This is a genomic window from Streptomyces boetiae, assembly GCF_031845405.1.
Taxonomy (GTDB): domain Bacteria; phylum Actinomycetota; class Actinomycetes; order Streptomycetales; family Streptomycetaceae; genus Streptomyces; species Streptomyces boetiae.
In genome coordinates, this window is sequence record NZ_JAVREN010000002.1 from 109,634 (window position 1) to 133,683 (window position 24,050).

At 77.0% G+C, this 24,050-nt stretch carries 18 protein-coding genes; 16 read left to right on the plus strand and 2 right to left on the minus strand.

What is annotated here, in order from left to right; all coding sequences use genetic code 11:
• Positions 1-272 precede the first annotated feature (272 nt).
• The 16 genes from RM780_RS01675 (at position 273) to RM780_RS01750 (ending at position 21,586) form a co-directional block, all read left to right on the plus strand.
• Positions 273-2,804 carry a TPR repeat region-containing protein gene (locus tag RM780_RS01675; protein ID WP_311628585.1) on the plus strand — a complete coding sequence of 844 codons (2,532 nt, stop codon included), beginning with the start codon at positions 273-275 and terminating at the stop codon, positions 2,802-2,804.
• Between the two features lie 35 nt (positions 2,805-2,839).
• Complete coding sequence (locus RM780_RS01680; RefSeq protein WP_311628586.1) at positions 2,840-3,184, plus strand: hypothetical protein; 345 nt, start codon at positions 2,840-2,842, stop codon at positions 3,182-3,184.
• Between the two features lie 4 nt (positions 3,185-3,188).
• Positions 3,189-4,643, plus strand: a complete 1,455-nt coding sequence (locus tag RM780_RS01685; protein WP_311628587.1) for a hypothetical protein — start codon at positions 3,189-3,191, stop codon at positions 4,641-4,643.
• A 56-nt stretch (positions 4,644-4,699) separates the two neighbouring features.
• The gene (locus RM780_RS01690) at positions 4,700-5,041 is read left to right on the plus strand and encodes a hypothetical protein (RefSeq protein ID WP_311628588.1); all 342 of its coding nucleotides are present in this window, start codon (positions 4,700-4,702) and stop codon (positions 5,039-5,041) included.
• Between the two features lie 153 nt (positions 5,042-5,194).
• Positions 5,195-5,536, plus strand: coding sequence for a WXG100 family type VII secretion target (locus RM780_RS01695; RefSeq protein ID WP_311628589.1), 342 nt, complete (start codon positions 5,195-5,197; stop codon positions 5,534-5,536).
• 46 nt (positions 5,537-5,582) lie between these two features.
• On the plus strand, positions 5,583-5,897 hold the full coding sequence (locus tag RM780_RS01700; protein WP_311628590.1) for a hypothetical protein: 315 nt from the start codon (positions 5,583-5,585) through the stop codon (positions 5,895-5,897).
• Between the two features lie 169 nt (positions 5,898-6,066).
• A complete protein-coding gene (gene eccCa / locus RM780_RS01705; RefSeq protein WP_311628591.1) occupies positions 6,067-10,110 on the plus strand; it encodes a type VII secretion protein EccCa in 4,044 nt (1,347 codons plus the stop codon).
• Positions 10,107-11,534: a type VII secretion integral membrane protein EccD gene (gene eccD / locus RM780_RS01710; protein ID WP_311628592.1), complete on the plus strand. Its 1,428-nt coding sequence runs from the start codon at positions 10,107-10,109 to the stop codon at positions 11,532-11,534. The genes eccCa and eccD overlap by 4 nt, the downstream gene beginning before the upstream one ends.
• 713 nt (positions 11,535-12,247) lie before the next feature.
• Positions 12,248-13,492, plus strand: a complete 1,245-nt coding sequence (locus RM780_RS01715) for a S8 family serine peptidase (protein WP_311628593.1) — start codon at positions 12,248-12,250, stop codon at positions 13,490-13,492.
• A gap of 9 nt (positions 13,493-13,501) precedes the next feature.
• A complete protein-coding gene (gene eccB, locus RM780_RS01720; RefSeq protein ID WP_311628594.1) occupies positions 13,502-14,926 on the plus strand; it encodes a type VII secretion protein EccB in 1,425 nt (474 codons plus the stop codon).
• Between the two features lie 101 nt (positions 14,927-15,027).
• Positions 15,028-16,293 (plus strand): type VII secretion protein EccE, encoded by a 1,266-nt coding sequence (locus tag RM780_RS01725; RefSeq protein WP_311628595.1) that lies wholly within the window; start codon positions 15,028-15,030, stop codon positions 16,291-16,293.
• A gap of 130 nt (positions 16,294-16,423) precedes the next feature.
• The gene (locus RM780_RS01730) at positions 16,424-17,119 is read left to right on the plus strand and encodes a hypothetical protein (protein WP_311628596.1); all 696 of its coding nucleotides are present in this window, start codon (positions 16,424-16,426) and stop codon (positions 17,117-17,119) included.
• Positions 17,120-17,143: 24 nt separating this feature from the next.
• Positions 17,144-18,067, plus strand: a complete 924-nt coding sequence (locus RM780_RS01735) for an LLM class F420-dependent oxidoreductase (RefSeq protein ID WP_311628597.1) — start codon at positions 17,144-17,146, stop codon at positions 18,065-18,067.
• Positions 18,064-18,957: a homocysteine S-methyltransferase gene (gene mmuM / locus RM780_RS01740; protein ID WP_311628598.1), complete on the plus strand. Its 894-nt coding sequence runs from the start codon at positions 18,064-18,066 to the stop codon at positions 18,955-18,957. The genes RM780_RS01735 and mmuM overlap by 4 nt, the downstream gene beginning before the upstream one ends.
• Positions 18,958-19,480: 523 nt before the next feature.
• Entirely contained in the window at positions 19,481-20,716 is a 1,236-nt protein-coding gene (locus RM780_RS01745) for a DUF5685 family protein (RefSeq protein WP_311628599.1), read from the plus strand.
• Between the two features lie 159 nt (positions 20,717-20,875).
• Positions 20,876-21,586: a YqeB family protein gene (locus RM780_RS01750; RefSeq protein ID WP_311628600.1), complete on the plus strand. Its 711-nt coding sequence runs from the start codon at positions 20,876-20,878 to the stop codon at positions 21,584-21,586.
• Between the two features lie 22 nt (positions 21,587-21,608).
• On the opposite strand, the gene argF is transcribed toward RM780_RS01750, so the two are convergent.
• Both argF and RM780_RS01760 read right to left on the minus strand, forming a co-directional pair.
• Complete coding sequence (gene argF / locus RM780_RS01755) at positions 21,609-22,610, minus strand: ornithine carbamoyltransferase (RefSeq protein ID WP_311628601.1); 1,002 nt, start codon at positions 22,608-22,610, stop codon at positions 21,609-21,611.
• Between the two features lie 109 nt (positions 22,611-22,719).
• Positions 22,720-23,955 carry an arginine deiminase gene (locus RM780_RS01760; RefSeq protein ID WP_311628602.1) on the minus strand — a complete coding sequence of 412 codons (1,236 nt, stop codon included), beginning with the start codon at positions 23,953-23,955 and terminating at the stop codon, positions 22,720-22,722.
• Positions 23,956-24,050 lie beyond the last annotated feature (95 nt).

Here is a 24,050-nt window from a genome sequence, read left to right on the forward strand (position 1 = left end):
GACACTGGCGTTGGGCAACTTCGCTGCACTGTCGTGCGGGCCGCACGGCCTGCGCGAGTGGGGTCGTTGCCGCCGCGAACGCGCGGCGATGGGCGGGAATGTCCGGGCCGGGGACGGCTCGTTCGGGGGTTCGCCACCGGGCGGTCATGTGCCGGACACCTTCCCTTCGGCGGCGACGACCCATCATGTGCGCAGGATGCGCGGACGTATGTGCCACGCCCTGACCGCTGACGAGACCGGCGACTGACCACCGCCGGAATCCTGGAGTCGTGATGCCCAACCTGCGTTTCACCCGCGAAGACGTCGAGGCCAGGGGCAAGAAGCCCTGGACGCGTCAGCGGCAGTTCTCGCAGGAGATCGATCCCGGGGACATGGCGGACACCGCCGCGATCTACGCCCGCGCCGCCGGGGAGGCCGAGAACGCCGGCGAGCTGGCCCGGCACGCCACCCAGCTCGGCGCCGACTCCGGCGGTTTCGACGGCGATTCCCTCGTGGACGACGAGGGCCGCATCCAGGAGACCGCGCGCGGCCTGCAGGGCAACGGCCGGAACATGGACGAGGTCGTCCGCTACCTGGTGCGCGCGATGAACCACGCCGTGGACGCCGAGGAGCAGGTCCGCGACCTCGTCTTCGGCGACGGGATGCTGGAGGAGATGCTCACCCGCAAGAACCACTCCTCCGTCCACGAGTGGGAGGGATGGCAGCAGGCCCTCACCGAGGCCGTCAGCCGGCGCAACGCCAACGCGGCCACCAACCCCAACGCCCGCTCCGTCCCGCTGACGGTGGTGCACAACGGCCGTTCCCTCTCGCTGGCCCCCAGCTCGCACGCCGCCGACGGCTCGGCCGTCTACTCCCTCCCCGACAGCCTGGCCGAGGACATCCGCGAGCGGCACATCAACGAGACGGCCGAGTACGCCTCGGACTACGACACGCAGATAGCCGAGGCCATCAACGCCTACCGCCGCCGGCTCGCCGAGTACGGCCTGGAGCTGGACGAGCTGGGCTACGACCTCTCCGACGGCCCCTTCCGGCTCTTCCTCACCGAGGAGCAGGCCCGTTTCGCCGCCGGCCGGCTCGCCGCCGAGCTGGAGAAGGACCGCCCCGACACCGACGTCCTGCTGATGTACACCCAGACCCTGGAGTCCCTCGTCCAGGGCATCTACGAGCAGGGCTCCGGCGTCCCGCACGGCGGCGGGGACCCCGCCCGCGACCTGACGGCGGCCGAACGCGCCTACCTCCAGCAGTTCTTCGGCCGCCTCGACGCCGACGACCTCGTCCGCCTCGGCCACCTGACCGAGCAGTCCCGGGACCTCGACCCCGGCGTGAACGGCCTGCGCTTCGCCGCCGCCCAGAACGTCTCCAACGGACTGATGATGCTGATGAACCCGGAGATCGGCGGCATCGACCCCTCCACCGAGGCCGGCCGCGCTCAAGTACCCTCGGGGGTACGGCCGTTCGTCTACGACTACGAGCGCAGCGGCCTTTACCCGCCCGAGACCGGCGGCGGCTACCACTCGGTCTTCGGCACCGAGGGCTTCCGCGAGGAGATGGAGCGCTTCAACGCCTTCGGCGGGCTCCTGGACTCCGCGAACATCGCCTCGGGCGACCAGTTCAGCAGGGACCTCGCCCATGCCGCCCTCGACGTGCAGCAGCGCACCAACAACCAGTACGTCGGCGCCATCGGCGGCAGCTACGGCGACCCCACCGAGAACCACTTCGGCACCGGCCTGCTCAGCGCCGCCGCCCTCAACACCGAGGCGAGCGCGGGCCTGATGAACGACGGCGAGTTCCGCGAGCGCTTCCTCAACTCCTCCTGGGAGGACAGCCAGGGCGCCGGCGAGCTGGTGCGCAGCGCCACCACCATCCCCGAGGGCATGGACCACAACGCCACCGAGGCGCGGCAGTACGTCCAGGCCGCCTACAACCTGCTCAGCTCCGCGCCCGACGCCGAGCCCGCCATCCTGGGCGAGCGCGTCCCGCCGATGATGCGCCTGGAGGACCACCTGGACCACAGCCGGCTCCAGCAGGCCATCGGCGACACCGCCCTCCAGTACATGGACATGATCTCCAAGAACGGCCAGGAGAGCGGCTTCCACGCGCCCGGCGACCCCAACGACCCCAACGCGCGCACCGACCGCGACCTGCTGGGTAACGACTACCGGTACTCCTTCCAGCTCTCCGGCTCCGACCGCGAGGCGCTGTTCGGGCTGATGAACAGCACCGACCAGCCGGTGCGCACCGACTTCTTCAACGGCGTCACCACCTGGCAGGGCACCACCGCCTACAACGCCTTCGTCCGCGACGGGGAAGGCCCGCCCCAGCAGTCGGCCGCCTTCGACGCCATCGGCCGGATCGCCGGCACCGTCGAGCACGTGCAGCGCGAGGACGCGGGCAGCGGCGACCCCTCCTCGCGCGGGCAGGCCACGACCCTGGCCACCATCGCCGCCTCCGCCGCGGCCATCAAGGACCTCACGCCCCCCACGCCCGCCAAGCTCGCGGTCATCGCGGGCGCCTACGGCATCGGCGAGCTGGTGCGCGGCTCGATGCCCGACCCGGCCGCCATCGCGGACCAGCGCAACCAGGAGGTCGTCAACCACGGCGACACGGGCGTGCGGGCCATCGTCGCCGAGGCCGCGGTCCGGGCGGACTACCACGGCGCGGGGGACACCACCCTGCCGGACACCCGCAGCGCCGACGTGGACGAGGAGGACCTGCGCCGGGCCACGCTCGGCCTGGAGGGCGCCCGGTACTCCGCGTACCGCGACGCGCTGATCGAGGCGTACAACGACGCCACCCACAACTGACCGGAACCACGGAGACGTTGAGGACGGGGACACAGATGGTCACGATGAACATCGGCGCCCTCCGGGGTGCCCAGCGGGGGGCGGGGGACCGCGACGGCCTGGCCGCCATGAAGGCGAGCTTCGCCTCGATCGCCTCCGATCTGGGCATGTTCGGGGACGTGCCGAACGCGCCCGCGGCCTCCGCCGCGCTGGAGCGGGCGGCCCGGGACATGCTGCGCGAGCTGGAGCGCGCCGGGCACACCGTGCTCGACATCCGCGACAGCGCCGCCGCCGCGGCCGGCATCGGCGAGGACGCGGACGAGGAGGCCCGCGGCCGGCTGACGGCCGTGCAGGTCGACGCCATCCGGGCGTTCACCTCCGCCGTGGACACGGGGCGGTGACGCGGTGACCACCGACCAGGACTTCCAGGCCACCATCGGCAAGATCCTCTCCGCCCGGCACCTGTCGATGCGGGCCGCCTCCGGTGCCTGGCTGGCGCTGGCCGTGACCGCCGACCGCGAGAGCGGCGCGCTCTCCGGAAGCGCCGCCGAGGCCTCGGGGCAGCGGGGCGCGGGCCTGCTCCAGCTCGCGGACCGGATGGAGGAGACCAGCGGCTGGGCCACGGGCGCAGGCCGCGTCGCCCGGGAGATCTCCCGGCAGCTCGGCCGGGCCGGCGAGCAGGCCGCCCGCGCGAGCGAGAACGCTCTGCGGCTCCAGGCGGAGTTCGACGAGGTCACCGACCGCACCAACGGCCTGCTCGCCGTGCAGGACGTCGGCATGGCCGCCGTCCGGGCGACCCAGCGGGCGAGCGAGGAGAAGCGGGCCCTCACCGACGAGGCGCGGAACCTGCTGGAGACGCTGGGCCAGGCGTTCGCGGAGGTGATCGGCGCCGAGGTGCCGACCGCGCCCGCCTCCGGCGGCGGGGGCGCCGACGCGGGCGGAACGGCCCTGGCCACCGCCGCGGCCGGCACCGCGGGGGCCGGGACGGCCGCCGCCACCGCGCGGACCGGGGGCGCGGCGCGGACCGGTCCCGGCGGGCCCGCCGACCGGGTGCCCGCGCCCAACGGCAGCCGCGTCGGCGCCGGGGACTACCCCGGCTCCAGCGTGCTGGGCCCCGACCAGGGCGACTTCGCGGGCTGGGTCCGCAGCCCGAACACCGGCTTCCTCGTGGACCCGGCCACCGGGCGGGAGTTCGACCCCGTCACGGGCCGGTGGATCGACCCGGTGACCGGCCAGCCCTTCGGGGAGGTCACCGAGTACGCCGCCCGGCTCGCGGGCCTGGGCAGCGGCCCCGGCGCGCTGGCCTCCGGCCTCGGCCTGACCGGAGGAGTCGCCCCCGCCGCCCTGGCCGCCACCGGCGGCGCCGGATCCCTCGCCGCCCTCTACGGCGGCCTGGTGCCGCCCAGCGTCGGGCACACCGGGCCGGCGCGAGGCCAGATGGTCGACCAGGCCACCCGTAACCTCGGGCAGCGGGCCCGCGTCGCCACCCGCTTCGCGCTGCACGAAGCCGCCCAGGGCGGGCGGCCGTTCACCCCGCCGCCCGGCGCCGCCGCGCACGCGGCCGGACGGGCCGCGGGAGGCGGCGCGGCCACCGCCGCGGGCGCCCGCGCCCGCGCCGCGGGGGAGCGGGCCGCCACCTGGGGCGGACGCCGCGCGGACGCCGCCGCCCGCCACCAGCTCGCCGGCGCCGCGCGCCCCGCCGGGCCGGCCCGCCCGGCCGCCGCCCCGCCGGCCCCCGGCGCGACCCGCGCCTCCCGCGGCGAGGAGCGGCGGCGCGAGGGCGCCCCCACCGACCTCACCGAGGACCCCGCCGTCTGGTCGCCCGCCCGGCGGGCCGGCCGGGGCGTGCTCGGCGACTGACCGGGCCGAAGGCCGGGCCCACCCGGCCCGGGCCCAGGACCAGGAGAGGAGAAGCAGTGTCCCAGGACGGTCTGTACTACCTGCCCGACGGCTTCCGCCGCTCGGCGCGCGGCTCCACCGAGGCCGCCGACGCCGCCGAGAGCACCCGGCACTACCTGAGCCGGGCCACGCCCAACGCCGCCGGCTACGCCGGCGCGGACGCCTTCGTCCACGCGGTCGTCTCCACCCGCGACACCCAGGTCCGGGGCGTGGCCGGGGCCGGGGAGGGCCGGGAGGCCATGGCGCGGGCGGACGTTCACGTGGCGGCCACCGGCGAGGACCTCGACGTGGCCGCGGGCACGGTCCTGGGCCGCGTCACCGTCACGGAGGTCTCCCGCCGGATCGCCGACGGCATCTGACCGCGCGGAACGGCCGCGCCCGGCCGCCGCCGCACGACCACCGCACGACCACCGACCACCGCGTCACCAACGAGCACCGATCGAGCACCGATCGAGCACCGAACAAGCACCGGACAAGCACCGCACGAGCACCGAGAGAGGCAGGACGGATTCATGGCCGAGGAGATCAAGCTCTCGCCCGAGGAAGTCGACCGGGTGATGGGGATCGTCAACCAGGCCTACACGGACATGGGCGAGGTGGCCGCGGGTCTCGGCGGCCACGGCGCGACCGTGGGCACCGCCTACACCGGCGGCGGCACCGCCCGCGCCGTGGAGACCTACGAGGACTTGGGCCGCGCCGGCGAGGCGCTGGCCCGCGCGCTGGACGGGCTCTCCCAGGACCTGGGGCTGACCGCGAACACCGGTCGCGAGACGGACCTGGACGCGGAGGGCGCGCTGAACCGCGTGACCGTGCCCACGGTCCCCGCGGACCTGTCGATCGCCGCGCAGATCTGACCGCTTCACCAGCACCGAACAGCCACCGAGGGGAGACACGCAGACCATGGGCTACGAGGGAGTTATCCACTTCAGGAACGAGGGCCTGGACGCCATCCAGTCCCAGACGGCCGGCCAGCAGGAGCGGTACGTCGAGATCTGGAACACCGTCCGCACCCAGCTGACCCAGCTGATCGAGGCGGGCCAGGTGGACGCCCAGATCGGCACCGTGCTGACCGAGCGGGACGCGCAGTTCCGCCGCGAGGCGGCCGGATTCGACGACAGCGTCACCGCGCAGAACACCGCGCTGCGCGACGTGCAGACGATCGGCAACGAGGGGGGCGCGGCCATGGTCCGCGCCGCCGCCGGAGGCGCCCGCTGACCGACGCGGCGGACGCGACGCGGCGCTCACCGTTCCCGGCGGAGGAACGGTGAGCGGGCGTCCCGCCGCGACCGGCCACCCTCCGCCCCCTCGGCCCGCGGGCCGGGGCGCACCAGGATCCACCCGCGACAGGCGGCGGCCCGCGCGCGCCGCGAAGGAACCACCGACCGTGACCCGCCCCACCACCGTCTTCCGGCGCCCCGCGCGCGCTTCCCGCCCGCCCGTTCCCACCGGCGAGCTGGTGCTGAAGCCGCCGCCCGAGCTGCCCCGCCCGGAGGACAACAACGTCTGGATGACCGCGCTCCCGGCCCTCTCCGGCCTCGGCTCGGTCCTCTACATGCTCACGATGGGCCGCGGCCCGCTGGGGTACATCGTCGGCACGATGTTCCTGGTCTCCTGCCTGGCGATGGTGGCCGGCTCGGTGCTGCGGCAGCGCGGCTCGGCCAGGAGCGCCGCCCGGGACGGCCGCCGCGAGTACCTGCGCTACCTGGAGCGCACCCGCGACCGCGCGCGTTCCACGGCAGCGGCACAACGCCAGGCGCTGGCCTGGGACTTCCCCGAGCCGGGCGCGCTGTGGGCGGTGGCCGCCGGCCGGCGGCTGTGGGAACGGCGGGCCGGTGACGCCGACTTCGGCGTGGTGCGGATCGGGACCGGGCCGCGCTACCTGGCGACGCCCCTGGTGCCCGGCGAGTCCGCCCCCGTGGAGGACCTGGACCCGCTGTGCACGGTGGCGCTGAAGCGGTTCATCGAGGCGCACGCGGTGGTTCCCGGCCTGCCGGTGCAGGTGGCGCTGCGCCGCTTCGCCGCCGTGGCCGCGGAGGGCGAACGCCCGGCCGTGCGCGGCCTGTTCCGCGCGCTGATCGCCCAGGCGGTGACGTTCCACTCGCCGCGGGACCTGCGAGTGGTGGCCTGCGTGCGGGACGTGGAGGACCCGGAGTGGTCCTGGCTGAAGTGGCTGCCGCACGCCCACCACCCCGAGGAGGTGGACCACGCCGGCCCGGTGCGGATGCTGCACTCCCGCCTGGCCGTGCTGGAGGACTGGCTGGGCGCGGAGCTGACCCGCCGGGCGCGGTTCAGCCGGGACGCCGTGGCCGACCCGGACCTGCCGCACCTGCTGGTGCTGCTGGACGGCGGCCTGGCCACCGGCGCCGAGGCCCTGCTGGACCCCGGTGGCCTTCAGGCCGTCACCGTGCTGGACGTGTCCGGGCGGGCCCCCGCCCTGGCCGAGGCCCACGGGGTGCGCCTCCAGGCGGGCACCCCGCAGGGCGGCCCGGACGAAAGCCGGGCCGGGGCGACGGCCGGGGCCGGGGAGGCGCCGGTGCTGGCGGTGCTCGCGGGGGAGACCCGCGACGAACTCGGGGCCGCCGACGCCCTGTCCGTGCCCGAGGCCGAGGCCCTGGCCGCCCTCCTGGCCCGCTACCGCGTGGACGTCACCGCCTCGCCCGCCGGGCCAGAGGACCTGACCACGGCCGTCAACACCCTCCCCGCGCTGCTCGGCATCCCCGACCCCGGGGCCCTGGACCTGGACGCCCTGTGGCGCCCGCGCCCGCTGCGGGACCGCCTCGCCGTGACCGTGGGCGTCTCCGCGGACGGCGGCCTGCTGGAGCTGGACATCAAGGAGTCGGCGCAGAACGGCATGGGCCCGCACGGCCTGCTGGTCGGCGCCACCGGCTCCGGCAAGTCCGAGCTGCTGCGCACCCTCGTGCTCGGCATGGCCGCCACCCACGCCCCCGATCAGCTCAACTTCGTGCTCGTGGACTTCAAGGGCGGCGCCACCTTCGCCGGGATGGCCGAACTGCCGCACGTCGCGGCCGTCATCACCAACCTGGAGGACGACCTGACCCTGGTCGACCGCATGCGGGAGGCCCTCTCCGGGGAGATGAACCGCCGCCAGGAGGTGCTGCGCGACGCCGGGAACCTCGTCTCCGTGCGCGACTACGAGCGCGCCCGCCAGCGCGGCGCCGCCCTCGCACCGCTGCCCAGCCTCTTCATCGTGGTGGACGAGTTCTCCGAACTCCTCGCCCAGAAGCCGGACTTCGCGGACCTGTTCGTGCAGATCGGGCGGCTGGGCCGCTCCCTGGGCCTGCACCTGCTGCTCGGCTCCCAGCGCCTGGACGAGGGCCGGCTGCGCGGACTCGAGGCGCACCTGTCGTACCGGATCGGGCTGCGGACGTTCTCCGAGAGCGAGTCGCGCACCGCGATCGGCGTCACCGACGCCCACCACCTGCCCTCCGCGCCCGGCCACGGCTTCCTGCGCACGGACACCGCCACCCTCAAGCGCTTCCGCGTCGCCTACGTCTCCGGGCCCTACCGCGGCGGGGAGACGGCCGGCGGCGGCGCGCTGGCCGGCACCGCGGACGTTCGCCCGTTCCCCGCCGGGTACGTGCCGCTGCCCGCGGAGGAGCTGCCGCCCGAGCCGCAACCCTGGCCGGGCGCGGACGAGTTCGGCGACGGCGAGGAACTGGGCACCACCGTGCTCAGCGTCATGGTCGAGCAGATGGCCGGGCACGGGCACCGGGCGCACCAGGTGTGGCTGCCGCCGCTGGACGCCCCCGAGCCGCTGGACGCCCTGCTGGGCGACCTGGCGGAACGCCCGGGGCGGGGCTTCGGCGCCTCCCCCGACCGCCCCGCGCTGACGGCCGTGATCGGGGTGGTGGACCGGCCCTTCCACCAGCGGCGCGACCCGCTGGAGCTGGACCTCTCCGGCGCCGGGGGCCACGTCGCCGTCGTCGGCGGCCCGCGCAGCGGCAAGTCAACGGCCGTGCGGGCGTTGATCGCCTCCCTCGCGCTGCGCCACACCCCGGCCGAAGTCCGGTTCTACTGCCTGGACTTCTCCGGCACCCTCTTCCCCCTGGCCGGGCTGCCGCACGTCGGCGGGGTCGCGGGGCGGCTGGACGCCGAGACCGTCAACCGCACCGTGGCCGAGGTGCTGGAGCTGATGGAGGCCCGCGAGACCCGCTTCCGCGACCTGGGCGTGGAGTCCATGGCCGCCTACCGCGCCCGCGGGGCCGGGGACGGGACCGGCGCTCCCGAGGGCGACGTGTTCCTCGTCGTGGACGGCTGGGCCGTGCTGCGGCAGAGCTACCCCGACCTGGAGGCCGTCCTGATGTCCGTGGCCGGGCGGATGCTCACCTACGGCATCCACCTGGTGGTCACCGGCAACCGCTGGCTGGACATGCGGATGGGCCTGCGCGACCTCATCGGCACCAAGGTCGAGCTGAAGCTCGGGGACGCGCTGGACTCCGAGATGGACCGCAAGGCCCAGCGCACCATCCCCGCGGGGCGGCCCGGCCGGGGCATCACCGAGGACTCCCTGCACCTCCTCACCGCCGTGCCCCGCGTCGACGGGGTTCCCTCCGACGAGGGCCTGGCCGAGGGCGTCGCCGGCCTCGTGCGGCGCGTGGACGGCGCGTGGCAGGGGCCGCGCGCCCCGAAGGTCCGGCTGCTGCCCACCTCGTTCCCCGTGCCCGCCGCCCCGGCAGGGGCTTCGCGCCCCGGGGTCACCGTCGCCATCGAGGCCAGCCGGCTGGAACCCGTCGTCTTCGCGCCCGGCGAGGAGGCCGGCCTGATGGCCATCGGGGACACCGAGTCCGGCAAGACCTCCCTGCTGCGCGCCGTCGCCCGCCAGGTCGTCGACGCCTACGCGCCCGAGCAGGCCAAGCTGATCGTGCTCGACCACCGGATGACCCTGCTGCGGGAGTTCGACGGCCCGCACCTGCTGGGGTACTCCACCACCCACGAGCGGTCGATGGAGGTGATCGGCGGGCTGGCCGAGGGCCTGAAGAAGCGCCTGCCCGGCACCGACGTCACCCCCGAGCAGCTGCGCGACCGCTCCTGGTGGACCGGCCCCGAGATCTACCTTCTCGTGGACGACTACGACCTCGTCGCCACCAGCCGCGGCAACCCCCTGCGCCACCTGCTGGACTTCCTGCCCTCCGCCCGGTCCATCGGCCTGCACCTCTACCTCGCCCGCCAGGCCGGCGGCGCCTCGCGGGCCGTCACCGACCCGGTCCTCGGCCGCCTCAAGGAGCTGAACGTCCCCGCCGTGCTGCTGTCCGTCCCGCAGGATGAGATGCCGATCTGGGGCGTCAAGTCCGCCCGGCGCCGCAAGGGCCGCGGCCTCCTCCTCCACCGCCGCCTGGGCAACGTCCCCGTCCAGCTCGCCCGCGCCGACTCGCCCCTGACCGCCTCCACCGGAACGCAGGCGCCATGACCACCTCCGCCACCACGCCCCCCGGACCCGCCGCGGCCACCGGGAGCGCGCCGCCCGCCGTCGAGTTCGTCCGGATCGGCCTGGCCGGGCCGGCCGGGCGGGCCGACCTGGCCGTCCCGGCCTCGGTGCCCCTGGCCCGCCTCCTGCCCACCCTGCTGACCCACGCCGGGCAGGACCCCGGCCCCGACGGCGGCACGCGGCACGGCGGCTGGGTGCTGCGCCGCGCCGACGGCACGCGCCTGGACCCCGCCGCCGGGCTCGCCGCCCAGGGCGTGGCCGAGGGCGACCTGCTCTTCCTCGGCCACGGCGCCGAGGACGTTCCCGAGCCGCTGTACGACGACGTGGTCGAGGTCATCGGCGAGCGCGCCGTCCGCGCCCCCTGGCCGGCCGCCGCCACCCGCCGCGCCGCCGCCGCGCTCACCGCCCTGGCCACCCTCGCGGCCTGCGGCGCGCTGGCCGCCGCCCCCGGGCGGCTGCCCGGCTGGCTCGGACTGGCCGTCGCCGCCTTCGCCCTGGCCGTCGGCGTCCTGGCCTCCCGCGCCTTCGCGGACACGGGCGCGGGGACGTTCGCCGGGGTCCTGGCCGCCCCGCCCGCGATGCTCGGCGCGGCCCGGCTGCTGGGCACCGGCGACGGCTGGGGCGCGGGCCACCTGCTGCTGGCCTGCGCGGTGCTGGCCGCCGTCGGCGCGCTCGGCCCGGTCCTGATCGGCGGCGGGGACGGGACGTTCACCGCCCTGGTGACGGCCGGGGCCCTGGCCGCGCCGGGACCCCTGATCTGCGCCCTGAGCGACGCCGGCCCCGCGCGGGCCGCCTCCGTCGCCGCCCCGCTCGCCCTCGCGCTGACCACGGCCTGGCCGGCCGTGGCCCTGCGGGTGGCCCGCATTCCCGCGCCGCAGGTCGCGGCCACCCCCGACGAGCTGAAGGCCCTGCCCAGCCAGCTCGCCCACGACCAGCTCGCCGCCCGCGTCGCCCGCGCCCGCCGCCTGCTGGCCGGCCTGCTGACGGGCAGCCACGTCGTCGCCGGAGGCGGAACGCTGGTGCTCTTCGCGGACGACGGCCTGTGGCCGGGCGTGCTCGGCGGAACGCTGGTGCTGCTGACGCTGCTGCGCGCGCGCCTCTTCCGCGACGCCGCGCAGACGGCCGTTCCCCTGGCCACGGCCCTGGCCGGGGCGGCGGGCGCCGCCGCGTTCACGGTGCTGGACGCGCGCGGCGAGACCGCACCGCTGCTCGGGGCCCTCCTCCCCGCCGCCCTGGCCGTCGCCCTGATCTCCGGCGCCACGGCCCTCTTCGCCGGCCGCGTCCGCACCAACCCCCGCGCCTCCCGCGCCCTCGACCTCCTCGAAACGGCCCTCCTGCTGGCCGTCGTCCCCCTGACCCTGGCCGCCTGGGAGGTCTACACGGCCCTCCTGGACCTGAGGGCGTGAGCGGAGTGGGACACGAATTCCCCGGCACGGCCGGGCCGAACGCCGCCCCCGGCCGTCCCCGGACGGCCGGGGCCCAGGCCGGGCCGCAACGCGCCGCCGCGCCACGGCCGGTGACCGTGTCACCGCGTCGGCCCGAGGAAGGTCCTGCCACGGTGGGGCCGTCGAACGCGGCACCGGGCGGAGCCGTTGAACGTCCCGCCGAAGCACGGCTGTCGCCCGGGGCGCCGCCCGGCCGGGCCGTTGAACGTCCTGCTGAACGTCCTGCTGAACGTCCTGCGGCGAGGCCGTTGACCGTGCCGTCCGGCGAGCCCGACGACGTGCCCCGGCCGACGGCCGGGGCGCCGCCCGGGCACGTCGCGCCGCCGGGCTTCGGCCGTCCCGGGGCGTGCGCCTCCGGGCCGGGCGCTGACGGGGCCGGGCGCCGCCGGCCGCCAGGAGGCCGCGCGCCTCACCTCGCTGCCCGGCTGCGGGCGATGGCACGGCGCGTCAGGGTGGCGGCACGGCCGTTGACCGTGCCGCGGGGCCGAGCGGCCGACGTGCTCCGGCAGGCCGCCGATCCGGTGCCGGAACCGACGCAGCCGTGCCCGGCGGTGCCGGGAGCCCCGCGCGCGGGCCGGGACCTGCGAGAGCCGGTCCCGGCCGGGCGGCGAGCCGCCGCGCGCGGAGCGCTCGTCGCGGGGCTCGCCCTCGTCGGGGTCCTCGGGCCCGGGGCCGTGGCCGAGACCGCGGAGGCGGCGCCGTGCCGGCGGGAGGTCGTGGGGGAGGAGCTGCCGGACGGGCTCGGGCCGTACCCCCTGATCGCGCAGCTCGGGCTGCGCCAGGCGTGGGACCTGGCCACCGGCGAGGGCGTGACCGTCGCCGTCGTCGACTCCGGGGTGGACGCCCGCCACCCCGACCTGGCCGCCTCGGTGCGGCGCGGCAGCGAGTTCGCCCTGGTCGCGGACGAGCGCGGCTTCACCCGCGCGAGCCCCGAACCCGCCCAGGACTGCGAGGGGCATGGCACCGCCGTGGCCGGACTGATCGCCGCCCGCCGCGCCGAGGGCGACCGGATGGCCGGGGTCGCCCCCGGCGCGGCCGTCTACCCGGTCCGGATCGCGGACGGCGTCGAGCAGGCCACCGCCGCGCTGCTGGCCGCCGCCCTGGACGACGCGGTCGAGGCCGGCGCCCAGGTCGTCAACCTCTCCCTCGCCGTCCCCACCGACTACCCCGAGCTGCGCGAGGCCGTCGCCCGCGCCGTCGCCGCCGACGTCCTCCTCGTCGCCGCCGCGGGCAACGAGGGCAACCAGGGCGCGGCCGGAGGCCGCATGTACCCGGCCGCCTACGACGGCGTCCTCGCCGTGGGCGGGGTCGGCGAGGACGGGCAGCCCCTGGACTCCTCCAACTCCGGCCCCTGGGTGGACCTGGCCGCCTACGGCCAGGAGCTGGCCGTCGCCGCCCCCGGCGGCTCCGGCTACCGCGTCGAGTCCGGAACCAGCGTGGCCGCCGCCCAGGTCTCGGGCGCGGCGGCCCTGGTGCGTTCCCGGTTCCCCGAGCTGCCCGCGGCCGAGGTCGCCGCCCGCCTCACCGCCGCCGCCACCCCCGTGGGCGGCGGACCCAACGACCGCACCGGCGCCGGGCTCGTGGACCCCTTCGGCGCCCTCACCCTGCTCGCGGAGCCCGGCCGCCCCGGCGGCCCCGCCCTCCCCGGCCACATCCCGGTGCAGGCCCTCCCCGAGGAGGAGCCGCCGCTGAGCCCGGCCGCCGCAACCGCCCTGGCCTGGTCCGGCGGCCTGCTGCTGGCCGTTCTCCTCGGCCTGCTCGGCGCGCCCGCCGTCCGCCGCGCCGCCCGCCGCGACTGGCGCGCCGGTCCCGGCCCGGCCGACGCCGCCCCGACCCCGGCCGCCCGGCCCACCGCCCCGCCCGCCCTGGACTGGCTGGCCGGCGCCGACCCCGGGCGTTCTCCCGAACGGAAGCGATAGATCCCATCCATGGCCACCACCCGCGAACAGGCCGAGGCGTACGCCTACGACCACCGCCGCCGCACCACCAGCCTCCTGCGCGGCGCCGACGAGGCCCGCCTCGACCCCCGGCGCCGCCTCAACCGCGCGCTGGGCGGCGGCGTGGCCATCGGCATCCTCGTCATGGCCGGCTTCGGTATCGCCGGCTGGCTCGGCGGCGGCCGTGGCCCCGCCCTCCCCGACAACGGGGCCGTCGTCGCGGGCGGCGACGGCGACCGCTACGTCGTGGACGACGGCACCGTGCACCCCGCCCTCAACCTCGCCTCCGCCCTGCTGGTGGGCGGCGGGCGGCTGACCGAGGTGCGCCAGTCCGTGCTGGACGACGCGCCGCGCGGCCTGCCCGTGGGCATCCCCGGCGCGCCCGACGCCCTGCCGGGCCCCGACGACCTGCTCTCCGAGGACTGGACCCTGTGCGCCACCCCCTCGGAGACCGGCGGCGCCCCGACCGCCACCGCCCTCTACCTCGCGGGCGTCCCCGCCCGGGGCCCCGGCGCCACGGTGCTGACGCAGGCCGAGGACGGCGGGCTGTGGCTGCTCACCGAGGGCCGCCGCTACGCCCTTGAGGCCCCCGTCGCGGAACTCCTCGGCCTTCAGCGGGTCACGCCCGTCCAGCTTCCGCGCGCGATCCTCGCCACGCTCCCCGAGGGTCCGGCCCTGGCCACTCCGCCCCCGCCCCGGGACGCCGGGCGGGCCCCCGCCGCGGCCCTGCCCTTCGCGGCGGCGGTCGGCGACCTCGCGCACACCGACACGGGCGGGCCCAACCCGCAGTACTACCTGGTGCGTTCGGACGGCCTGGTCTCGGTCTCGCCGCTGGTCCACGCGCTGCTCACCGCCGGGGCCGCGGCCGACCACGCCATCGGCGCCACCGGCGCCGCCCGCGCGCCCCGCTCCGCCGCCGCGGCCCCCGGCGACCCGGCCTGGCCCGACGCGCTGCCCGCCGCGGAGGACCCCGGGCGCGACCAGCCGGTGTGCGTCTCCACCCCGCCCGGAGGCCGCCCGGGCGACGCGCCCTGGCAGGCCACCGTCCACCTCCCGCCCGCCATGCCCGAGCCGGCGGGCCTGACCCCGGTGCGCAGCGCGGACGGGCAACGCCTGGGGCTGCTCGACGCGATCTACCTCCCGCCCGGCTCGGGCGCCGTGGTCCGCGCCACGACCTCGGCGGGCGCCGGCGGCACGCACACCCTGGTCACCGACGGCGGCACGGCCTACGCCTTCGCCTCAGCCGACGCGGTCGAACGCCTCGGCTACGCGCCCGCCGACGCCCCCTCGGTCCCCCGCACCTTCGTCGCCCTCCTCCCCACGGGCCCGGTCCTCGACCCGGACGCGGCCTCCCGCGAACAGCGCGGCACGGACCCCGGCGGCACGGACCCCGGCGACACGGAGGCCGCAGGATGACCCGCCACCGCGACCCCGCGCCCCCACCGGCGGCGCCGAGGCCGGGCGACGGCGCCGCCGCCCGGCCGTACACGGCGGCGCAGCACACAGGAGGACACCCCGTGACCCCACCCACCAGCCTTTCCGGCGGCGTGCCCGGTGCGGCGGCTCCCGTCCAGGCCGGGCCCGGCGGCGCGGCCGGGCGCCGCCGGGCCCGGCGCGGCGCTCCCGAGCCCGAACGGGCGCCGCGAGCACGGGCGTTCGGCCGGGGGCGGGTCGTCGCCGTGGAAGCCGGGCTGGGCGGCGTCGCCGCCGGTGCGGCGTGGCAGGGAGCCTGGGGCTGGACCCTGGCCGGGGCCGGGGCGGCCGTCGTGGCCGGGGCGCTGGCCCGCGTGGACCGGCGGCTGACGGCCGTGGCCGAGGACGCCCCGGGCGCCGCGCCCCCGGGGAGCGGCCTCGGCCTCGTCCACGCGCTGCTGCCCGCCCTGGACGTCGTGGAGACCCCCGACCGCAACGGCCCGCCGCTGGGCGTCCTGTCGGACGGGCGCGGCCACGCCGCCGTCCTGGCCTTCCCCGGCGGAACGCTCCCCCCGCTGCCGGCCGGGCTGATCGGCCGCTGGCTGGACGAGGACCCCGCCCGCCCGGCCGCCGCCCAGCTCCTGGTCGAGCAATTCGGCGTCCCGCCCTGGGACTTCCACTACCGCTACGCCCCGACCGTGGCCTACCGGCAGCTACCCACCGGCGGGCGGCCCGTCGCCGTCCGGGCCTTCCTCGTCGTGCGCCACGAGCCGTTCGAGGCGCCCGAGGCCGCCGCGCGGCGCGGCGGGGGAGCGGCCGGGGCCAGGGCCGCCGTCGCCGCCGCGACGGGCCGGCTGCGTGCCCGCCTCAGGGCCGCCGGCGCGCCCACCACCCCGCTCGGCGCGGACGCGCTGCGCGAACTGCTGCGCCAGGCGGGCGACGCCTCCGGCGCGGGCCGCGCCCTGCCCGGGGGCTGGGCCGGTTCCGCCGCCACCCACTGCACGCTGGGCGCGCGCGTGAGCACCCGCGAGGAGTGGTCCCGCCTGCTGGCCGCGCTGGCGGCCTGCGCCGCCGACCGGGCCGTCGCCGCCGCCACCCTCACCCGCGAGGGCCGGTCCCTGCGGGTGCGCACGGCCGTGCGCGTGGTCTCCACGCTCGCCCAGCACGCGGCGGGCGAACGCGACCGGCTGGCCGCCTCGGGCGCGGCCGGCCCCCCGGTCCCCGACCAGGCCGCCGGCCTCCTGGCCACCCTCCCGGTCGCCTACCCACCCCACACCCTCGCCCAGGCGACCGGCTTCACGACCCCGCCCGCCGCACGTGTCCGCGCCACGCCCGCCCCGGCCGTTCACCCAACGGGAGCCGCCCGATGACCCCGCACCCGCCCGCGCAGCCCGCAGCGCCCGGGAACGGCGACGCCTTCGCGCTGCCGCCCGGCCCCCGGCCGCCCGCAGGGCACCGCGCCACGCCCGCCCCGGCCGTTCACCCAACGGGAGCCGCGAGGTGAGCGGCGGCCTGTCCGCCGTGGAGTGGCGGGACGACGAGCGGCCCGAGCGGGCCGTCCCGCTGGAGCCGGCCTTCGCCGGGGTGCACCTCGGGACCGCGCGCGACGGGCGGCCCGTCGCGCTGCCGGGCCCCGGGCCCGCGGGAAGCAGGATCGCCGTGCTCGGCGACCCCCTCTTCGCCCGCCTCGTCGCGCTGCGCCTGCTCGCCGTCGGCGCCCGCGTCACCGCCGCCACCCGGGCCCCCGGCCCCTGGCGCGCCCTGCAGACGGCGGCCGGTGAGCGCCTGACCGTGGCCGAGGAGGCGGAGGCCCAGCCCGTCCCGCCGCCCGCCCCGCCCGCCGTGGACGACGGGCCGCAGGCCCTGGTCAGCGAGCTGCGCCGGCCCCCCTCCGCCGCGTCGGCCGCCGGGGCCTGGCGCACCGCCGTGCACGTGGCGCCCGCCGCGCCGCGCCGCTCCGCGTTCTGGACCGCGCCCGACGCGCTGCTCGCGCTCGACGCCCGGTTCGCCGAGGGCGCCGGGGCCGCGCTCGGCGAGGAGGCCGCCCGCGCCACCGCCGCCCTGGCCCCCGGCGACATCCTGCTCTTCCGGCCCGGCGCCGGCCCGATGGTCCTGCGGCCCGACATCGCGCCCGGCGAGACGGCCCTGCTCACCCCCGCCGACGCCGCGCCCCCGCCCCGCGCCGGGCACCCGTGAGAAGACCGGACGAGAATGGCGGACATGGAACTGCGCATCTTCACCGAGCCCCAGCAGGGCGCCGACTACGACACCCTGCTGGCCGTGGCCAGGGCCACCGAGGAGCTGGGCTACGACGCCTTCTTCCGCTCCGACCACTACCTCAGGATGGGCGGCGTGGACGGCCTGCCCGGGCCCACGGACGCCTGGATCACCCTGGCCGGCCTGGCCCGCGAGACCAGCCGCATCCGCCTGGGCACCCTGATGACCGCCGCCACCTTCCGGCTGCCCGGCGTGCTGGCCATCCAGGTCGCGCAGGTCGACGCCATGTCCGGCGGCCGGATCGAACTCGGCCTGGGTGCCGGGTGGTTCGCGGCCGAGCACACGGCCTACGGCATCCCGTTCCCCGCCGCCCGCTTCCCCCGGTTCGAGGAGCAGCTTGCCGTCGTCACGGGACTGTGGGAGACGCCGCCCGGCGAGACGTTCACCTTCGAGGGCACCTACTACCGGCTCACGGACTCGCCCGCGCTGCCCAAGCCCGTCCAGCGGCGCGTGCCGGTCATCATCGGCGGCACCGGCAAGGAGCGCACGCCGCGCCTCGCGGCCCGCTACGCCGACGAGTTCAACGTGCCCTTCGCCTCGGCCGAGGACAGCGCCGCGCAGTTCGCCCGCGTCCGGCGGGCCGCCGAGGAGGCCGGGCGCAAGGGGGACGACCTGGTGTACTCCAACGCCCTGGTCGCCTGCGTCGGCCGGGACGAGGCCGAGATCGCCCGCCGCGCCGCCGCCATCGGCCGCGAGGTGCCCGAGCTGAGGAGGAACGGCCTGGCCGGCAGCCCGGACGAGGTCGTCGACCGCATCGGCCGGTACCTGGAGGCCGGCTCCTCGCGGATCTACCTCCAGATCCTCGACCTCCCCGACCTGGACCACCTCGAACTGATCGCCAACCAGGTGAGGCCCCAACTGCCGTGAACGCGAGCCCGCCACCCGGGCCGCCGCCCCTGCACGAGCACACCCTCGTGCTGGACGGCGGCCTCTCCGACGCGCTGCGCGCCGAGGGCTGCGACCTCTCCGGCGGCCTGTGGACGGCCCGCGCGCTCGCCGAGGACCCGGCGCGCGTCGCCGCCGCGCACGCCGCCCACGTCCGGGCCGGGGCGGAGGTGATCACCACCGCCAGCTACCAGGCCTCCTTCGAGGGCTTCGCCCGCCACGGGATCGGACGGGCCGCCGCCGCGCGGCTGTTCGGGGAGAGCGTGCGCCTGGCGCGCGCCGCGGGCGCCCCGTACGTGGCGGCCTCCGTGGGCCCCTACGGGGCGGTGCTCGGGGACGGCGGCGAGTACCGCGGGCGTTACGGGCTCTCCGTCACGGAGCTGGAACGCTTCCACCGCCCGCGCGTCGAGGCCCTGGCCGCCGCCGCTCCCGACGTGCTCGCGCTGGAGACCGTCCCGGACGCGGAGGAGGCGCGGGCGCTGCTGCGCGCGACGCGGGACTGCGGCATCCCGGTGTGGCTGTCGTTCACCGCGGAGAGGGAGCGGACCCGGGCCGGGCAGCCGCTCGCGGAGGCGTTCGCGCTCGCCGCCGAGGCGGACCACGTGATCGCGGTGGGCGTCAACTGCTGCGCCCCGGGCGAGGTGACGGCCGCGGTACGGCTCGCCGCCGAGGTGACGGGGAAGCCCGCGGTGGCCTACCCCAACAGCGGCGAGCAGTGGGACGCGGAGACGGGCGAGTGGCGGGGCGAGGCGGTCTTCGACCCGCTCCTGGCGCTGGTGTGGCGGGGCGCGGGGGCCCGCCTGATCGGGGGCTGCTGCCGGGTCGGGCCCGAGCTGATCGCCCGGATACGGACCGCCCTGGCGGGGAGTTAGCCATGGCATATGTCCCTGACCTGGGGTTCTGTGGCGAGGAACACGTCGAAACCGTGAATTCAGGCCGTGTTGACGGGCGGCGGGGGCGCGGCGCCGCACCCCCGTCTCCGTATGAACGTGCAGGTGACGGCTGCGCGGCGTGAGGGATCGGTCACCGCTCGCGAGCAAGAACGCCACGCATCGCGACCGAAATCGCACGTGCGGTGATGGCGCGCGGGGCGCGCGACGGGCAGACTTCCCTCACGAGTCGCCGGTACCTCCGCTGTGCAGGGCAGAGGTGCCACGTCTCCGGAGGGACCGCGCGCCGGCGGCCACCGCTTCCCCGCGTTACAGAAGCCGGCCCGCGGTCCCCCTCCTTCTCCCTCTCCTCCCGCATCCCTTGGGGAACGCCGGCCCCTCCGCCGGTGCGTGCGGCGGGCGTTGGCCCTGGCGGGCGTTTCCCGCGGCGGTGGACGGGCCGGAGCCCGGCCGCGGGCGTGCCGTAGCATGACCGGCCGAAAAGGCGCGCCACAGGGGGACGTTCGTGTTCGGAATCATCAGACCGTGCCGGCACCGGCTGCCCGGGGGACTCGGGGCCGAGTGGCTCGGCCACCTCTGCGGGCTCTGCCTCGCGCTGCGCGGTACCCACGGCCAGGCGGCGCGGATCGCCACCAACTACGACGGCCTGCTGATATCCGTGCTGCACGACGCGCAGCGCGAGCCGGGAACGCTCGGGCGGCGCAAGGCCGGCCCCTGCGCGCTGCGCGGGATGCGGTCCGCGACGGTCGCCGACGGGGAGGGGGCGCGGCTGGCCGCGTCCGTGTCCCTGGTGCTGGCCTCCGCGAAGCTGCGCGACCATGTCGCGGACGGGGACGGGGTGTTCGCGCGCCGGACGATGGCCGCGGCGGCGCGCCGGGTGGCCAGGGGCTGGGACGCGGCCGGGGCGCGCGGCGGGGCGGGCGTCGGCTTCGACACCGCGGTGCTGGTCGAGGCCGTGGACCGGCAGCCGGAGGTCGAGGCCCTGGCCGGGCCGGGCACCCCGATTCTCGAAGTCACCGCGCCCACCGAGGCCGCCACGGCCGCGGCCTTCGCGCACACCGCACACCTGGCCGGGCGGCCCGCGAACGCCCCGCGACTGGCCGAGGCCGGGCGGCTGTTCGGCCGGATCGCGCACCTGCTGGACGCGGTGGAGGACCAGGGGCGGGACGCGGCGGCCGGCGCGTGGAACCCGGTCACCGCCACCGGCACCCCGCGCGAGGAGGTGCGGCGGCTGTGCGACGACGCGGTGCTCGGCGTCCGGCTGGCGCTGCGCGAGGCGGAGTTCACCGACCGGCGGCTGACGCGGGCCCTGCTGGGCAACGAGCTGCGGCGCGCCGTCGACCGCGTCTTCGGCCCCGCCTGCCCCCACGGGGCGGCGGGGCACGGGGCCGTCGGCCACGGCACGGCCTCCCACGTCCCGCCGGGGTACGTCCCGCCCGGCCACGTGCCGCCGGGCTTCGTCCCGCCGGGCGGCGACCCGCCCCCGCCGCCGCGCCGGGGCAGGCGCCGCGGCCTGATCGGGGGCTGCACGGTGTGGGCGCTGATGTGCTGCTCCTGCCAGATGTGCTGCCGCGACCCCTACCACGACCCGTGGACGGGCGAGGAGCGCCAGTCCTGGTGCCAGAAGTGCTCGGACTGCTGCGAGTGCTGCGACTGCTGCTCCCAGTGCGCCGACTGCTGCACCTGCGGCGGCGAGGGCGGCGGCGACGGGGGCGGCTGCGACTGCTCCTGCGACTGCTGAGCGCCGCGCCGGGGCCCTCGTGTACGACTAAAGTCGGCCTCCGCGACCGGGAAATCCACCTTTCGGTGACTGTTCTGGGGCGAGATCGTCGCTTAGCGTAATCGCATGAGGTCGAGGTCGAGGTCGAGGTCGAGGTCGAGCGAGAAGCCGGACACCGGCATGGGGCCCGCCGCGGGCGCCGAGGAGGGCCGGGTCACCGTGGTGGGGCTCACCCCGGGGGAGCGGCTGCTGCTGTGGGCCGGGCTGCCCGCGCTGGGGATCGTGCTGGGCTTCCTCCTGCCGCCGGTCGCGGACGGGGCCACGGGCCTGCCCTGGGCGCCGCTGGAGGGCCCGCTGGAGCTGATCGCCTCCTGGGAGGGGCCGTGGGTGGCCGCGGCGCTGGCCGGCACCGGGCTGCTGCTGGGTGCGGGTCTCGCGTTCCTGGCGGTCCTCACCTGCCTGAGGATCACCCTCACCGACGACCGGATACGCCTGGACAAGGACGGCCGGACCCGCACCCTCCGGCGGGAGGACGTGGCGGCCGTCTTCCTCGACGGGAAGCGGCTGGTCGTCCTCGCCCCGGACACCCGCGAGCTGCTGCGGGAGGAGCCCGAGGGCGGGGCCGAGGCCCTGGCGGCGGCCTTCGCGGCGCACGGCTACCCCTGGCGGGACGGCGGCGACCCCTACGCCGAGCACTTCCGCCGCTGGGTCCCCGGCGCCCCCGAGGCCCCGGCGGGGGTGAACGCCCTGCTGAAGGCCCGCGAGTCGGCGCTGCGGAAGAAGTCACGCCAGGACGCGGAGGAGCTGCGCGAGGAGGTCCAGAAGCTGGGCGCCGTCGTCCGCGACGGCTCCGGGCACCGCCAGTACTGGAGGCCCCTCATACCCTCCTGAGCGCCCGCCCGGGGCGCCCGGCTCAGCCGGCGAGCGTGGCGACCAGGACGGCCTTGATGGTGTGCAGGCGGTTCTCCGCCTGGTCCCAGACGACCGAGTGCCCGGACTCGAAGACCTCGTCCGTGACCTCCAGCGAGTCCAGCCCGTACCGCTCGTGGATCTCCCGCCCGACCTGGGTGCCCAGGTCGTGGAAGGCCGGCAGGCAGTGCAGAAAGCGGACGTCGGCGTTCCCCGTGGCCCGCAGCACGTCCATGGTGACGGCGTACGGCCGCAGCAGCGCGATCCGCTCCTCCCACACCTCCTTCGGCTCGCCCAGCGAGACCCACACGTCCGTGGCCACGAAGTCCGCGCCGTAGACCCCCTCGGCGACGTCCTCGGTGAGCGTGATCCGCGCCCCGGTCCGCTCCGCCACCGTCCGCGCCTCGGCCCGCACCGCCTCGTCGGGCCACAGCGCCCGGGGCGCCACGATCCGCACGTCCATGCCGAGCAGCGCGCCGGTCACCAGATAGGAGTTGCCCATGTTGTTACGCGCGTCGCCGAGGTAGGCGAAGGCGATCCACTCCAGCGGCTTGGAGCTGTGCTCGGTCATGGTGAGCACGTCGGCGAGCATCTGCGTCGGGTGCCAGTCGTCGGTCAGCCCGTTGTAGACCGGCACTCCCGCGTGGGCGGCCAGCTCCTGCACCACCCGCTGCTCGCTGCCCCGGTACTGGATGGCGTCGAACATCCGCCCCAGCACCCGGGCGGTGTCCCGTGCGGACTCCTTGTAGCCGATGTGCGAGCCGGCCGGGTCCAGGTAGGTGGTGGCGGCCCCCTGGTGCGCGGCGGCCACCTCGAAGGCGCAGCGGGTCCGCGTCGAGCTCTTCTCGAAGATCAGCGCCACATGCTTCCCCCCCAGCCGCGGCACCTCCACCCCCGCCCGCCGCTCCCCCTTCAACTCGGCGGCAAGCCCGGTCAGCGACCGGAACTCCTCGGGAGAAAGGTCCAGTTCCCTCAGCAGATGGCGGCCCGTGAGCTCGGACGGCATGGCGGCTCCGTATGTCGCGCGGGTATGGGTTGGAATTATATACGAATGTCCTCATGGCTATGCATCCCCTTTTCCCGGAGCCGACCGGCGGGGGCCGGGGCGGTGCCCGTCAGGGGACCGGGTCGCGTTCGATGGGGCAGCTCATGCAGCGGGGGCCGCCGCGGCCTCGGCCCAGTTCGCTGCCGGGGATCTCGATCACCTCGAAGCCGTGGTCGCGCAGGTGCGCGTTGGCCGTGACCGTCCGCTCGTAGGCGAGGACCACGCCCGGCTCGACGGCCAGGACGTTGCACCCGTCGTCCCACTGCTCCCGCTCGGCCGAGTGCACGTCCTGCACCGGCGTCAGCACCCGGATCGCCCCCAGGCCCAGCGCCGCCGCGATCGCCCGGTGCATGTGCTCCGGCGCGTGGTCGGTGACCTTCAGCTCCCGCCCGTCCCCGCCCGGCTCGATCGTGTAGGAGCGCAGCATCCCCAGCCCCGCGTACTGCGTGAACGTCTCGCCGTCCACCATCGTCAGCACCGTGTCCAGGTGCATGAACGCCCGCCGCTTGGGCATGTCCAGCGCCACGATGGTCCGCGCCGACCCGGCCTCGAACAGCCGCCGCGCCAGCAGCTCCACGGCCTGCGGCGTGGTCCGCTCGCTCATGCCCACCAGCACCGCGCCGTTCCCCAGGACCAGCACGTCCCCGCCCTCGATCGTGGAGGGGTGGGCGCCCTGACCGTCAGCCCACACGTGGAAGCCCCCCGCCTCCGGGCCCGTGAACAGCGGGTGGTACCCGTACACGGCCTCGAAGTGGACGCTCTCGCGCTGCCGCGCCGGCCAGCGCATGGCGTTGATCGCCACCCCGTCGTAGACCCAGGCCGAGGTGTCGCGTGCGAAGAGGTGGTTGGGCAGCGGGTGCAGCAGGAAGTCGTCCATGCCCATGACGTGGAACCGCACCGAGGACGGCTCGGCGTGCGCGGCCAGGAACTCCCGCTTGGTCACCCCGCCGATCAGCGCCTCGGCCAGCTCCCCGGTCGGCAGCGCGTCGAACGCCGCCCGCAGCCGGTCCGTCGCCAGCGGCCCGTACTCCCGCTCGTCGAAGACCCGGTCCAGGACCAGCGCCCGCGCGGCCGGCACGTCCAGGCTCTCGGCCAGCAGCTCCCCGAACAGGTACACCCGCACCCCCCGGGAGCGCAGGCTCTCCGCGAAGACGTCGTGCTCCTGCTGCGCCCGGCGCGCCCACAGCACGTCGTCGAAGAGCAGCTCGTCCTTGTTGCTCGGCGTCAGGCGCTTCAGTTCGAGGCCCGGGCGGTGGAGGATCACCCGGCGCAGCCGCCCGGTCTCGGAGTCGACATGGAACGTCATGGCCCCATTCTGCGGGCGCGTGAGCGGGTGCGCGCCGCCGGCCACCGGGCCCGGCCCGGGCGCGCACCCGCGGTGACGACAGGCGGTGACGGCGG

What these genes read in the sequence shown, in the direction of transcription:
- RM780_RS01675 (WP_311628585.1), top strand. Translation starts at nt 273, where the DNA reads ATGCCCAACCTGCGTTTCACCCGCGAAGACGTCGAGGCCAGGGGCAAG.
- RM780_RS01680 (WP_311628586.1), top strand. Translation starts at nt 2,840, where the DNA reads ATGGTCACGATGAACATCGGCGCCCTCCGGGGTGCCCAGCGGGGGGCG.
- RM780_RS01695 (WP_311628589.1), top strand. Translation starts at nt 5,195, where the DNA reads ATGGCCGAGGAGATCAAGCTCTCGCCCGAGGAAGTCGACCGGGTGATG.
- RM780_RS01700 (WP_311628590.1), top strand. Translation starts at nt 5,583, where the DNA reads ATGGGCTACGAGGGAGTTATCCACTTCAGGAACGAGGGCCTGGACGCC.
- eccD (WP_311628592.1), top strand. Translation starts at nt 10,107, where the DNA reads ATGACCACCTCCGCCACCACGCCCCCCGGACCCGCCGCGGCCACCGGG.
- eccB (WP_311628594.1), top strand. Translation starts at nt 13,502, where the DNA reads ATGGCCACCACCCGCGAACAGGCCGAGGCGTACGCCTACGACCACCGC.
- RM780_RS01735 (WP_311628597.1), top strand. Translation starts at nt 17,144, where the DNA reads ATGGAACTGCGCATCTTCACCGAGCCCCAGCAGGGCGCCGACTACGAC.
- RM780_RS01750 (WP_311628600.1), top strand. Translation starts at nt 20,876, where the DNA reads ATGGGGCCCGCCGCGGGCGCCGAGGAGGGCCGGGTCACCGTGGTGGGG.
- argF (WP_311628601.1), bottom strand. Translation starts at nt 22,610, where the DNA reads ATGCCGTCCGAGCTCACGGGCCGCCATCTGCTGAGGGAACTGGACCTT.
- RM780_RS01760 (WP_311628602.1), bottom strand. Translation starts at nt 23,955, where the DNA reads ATGACGTTCCATGTCGACTCCGAGACCGGGCGGCTGCGCCGGGTGATC.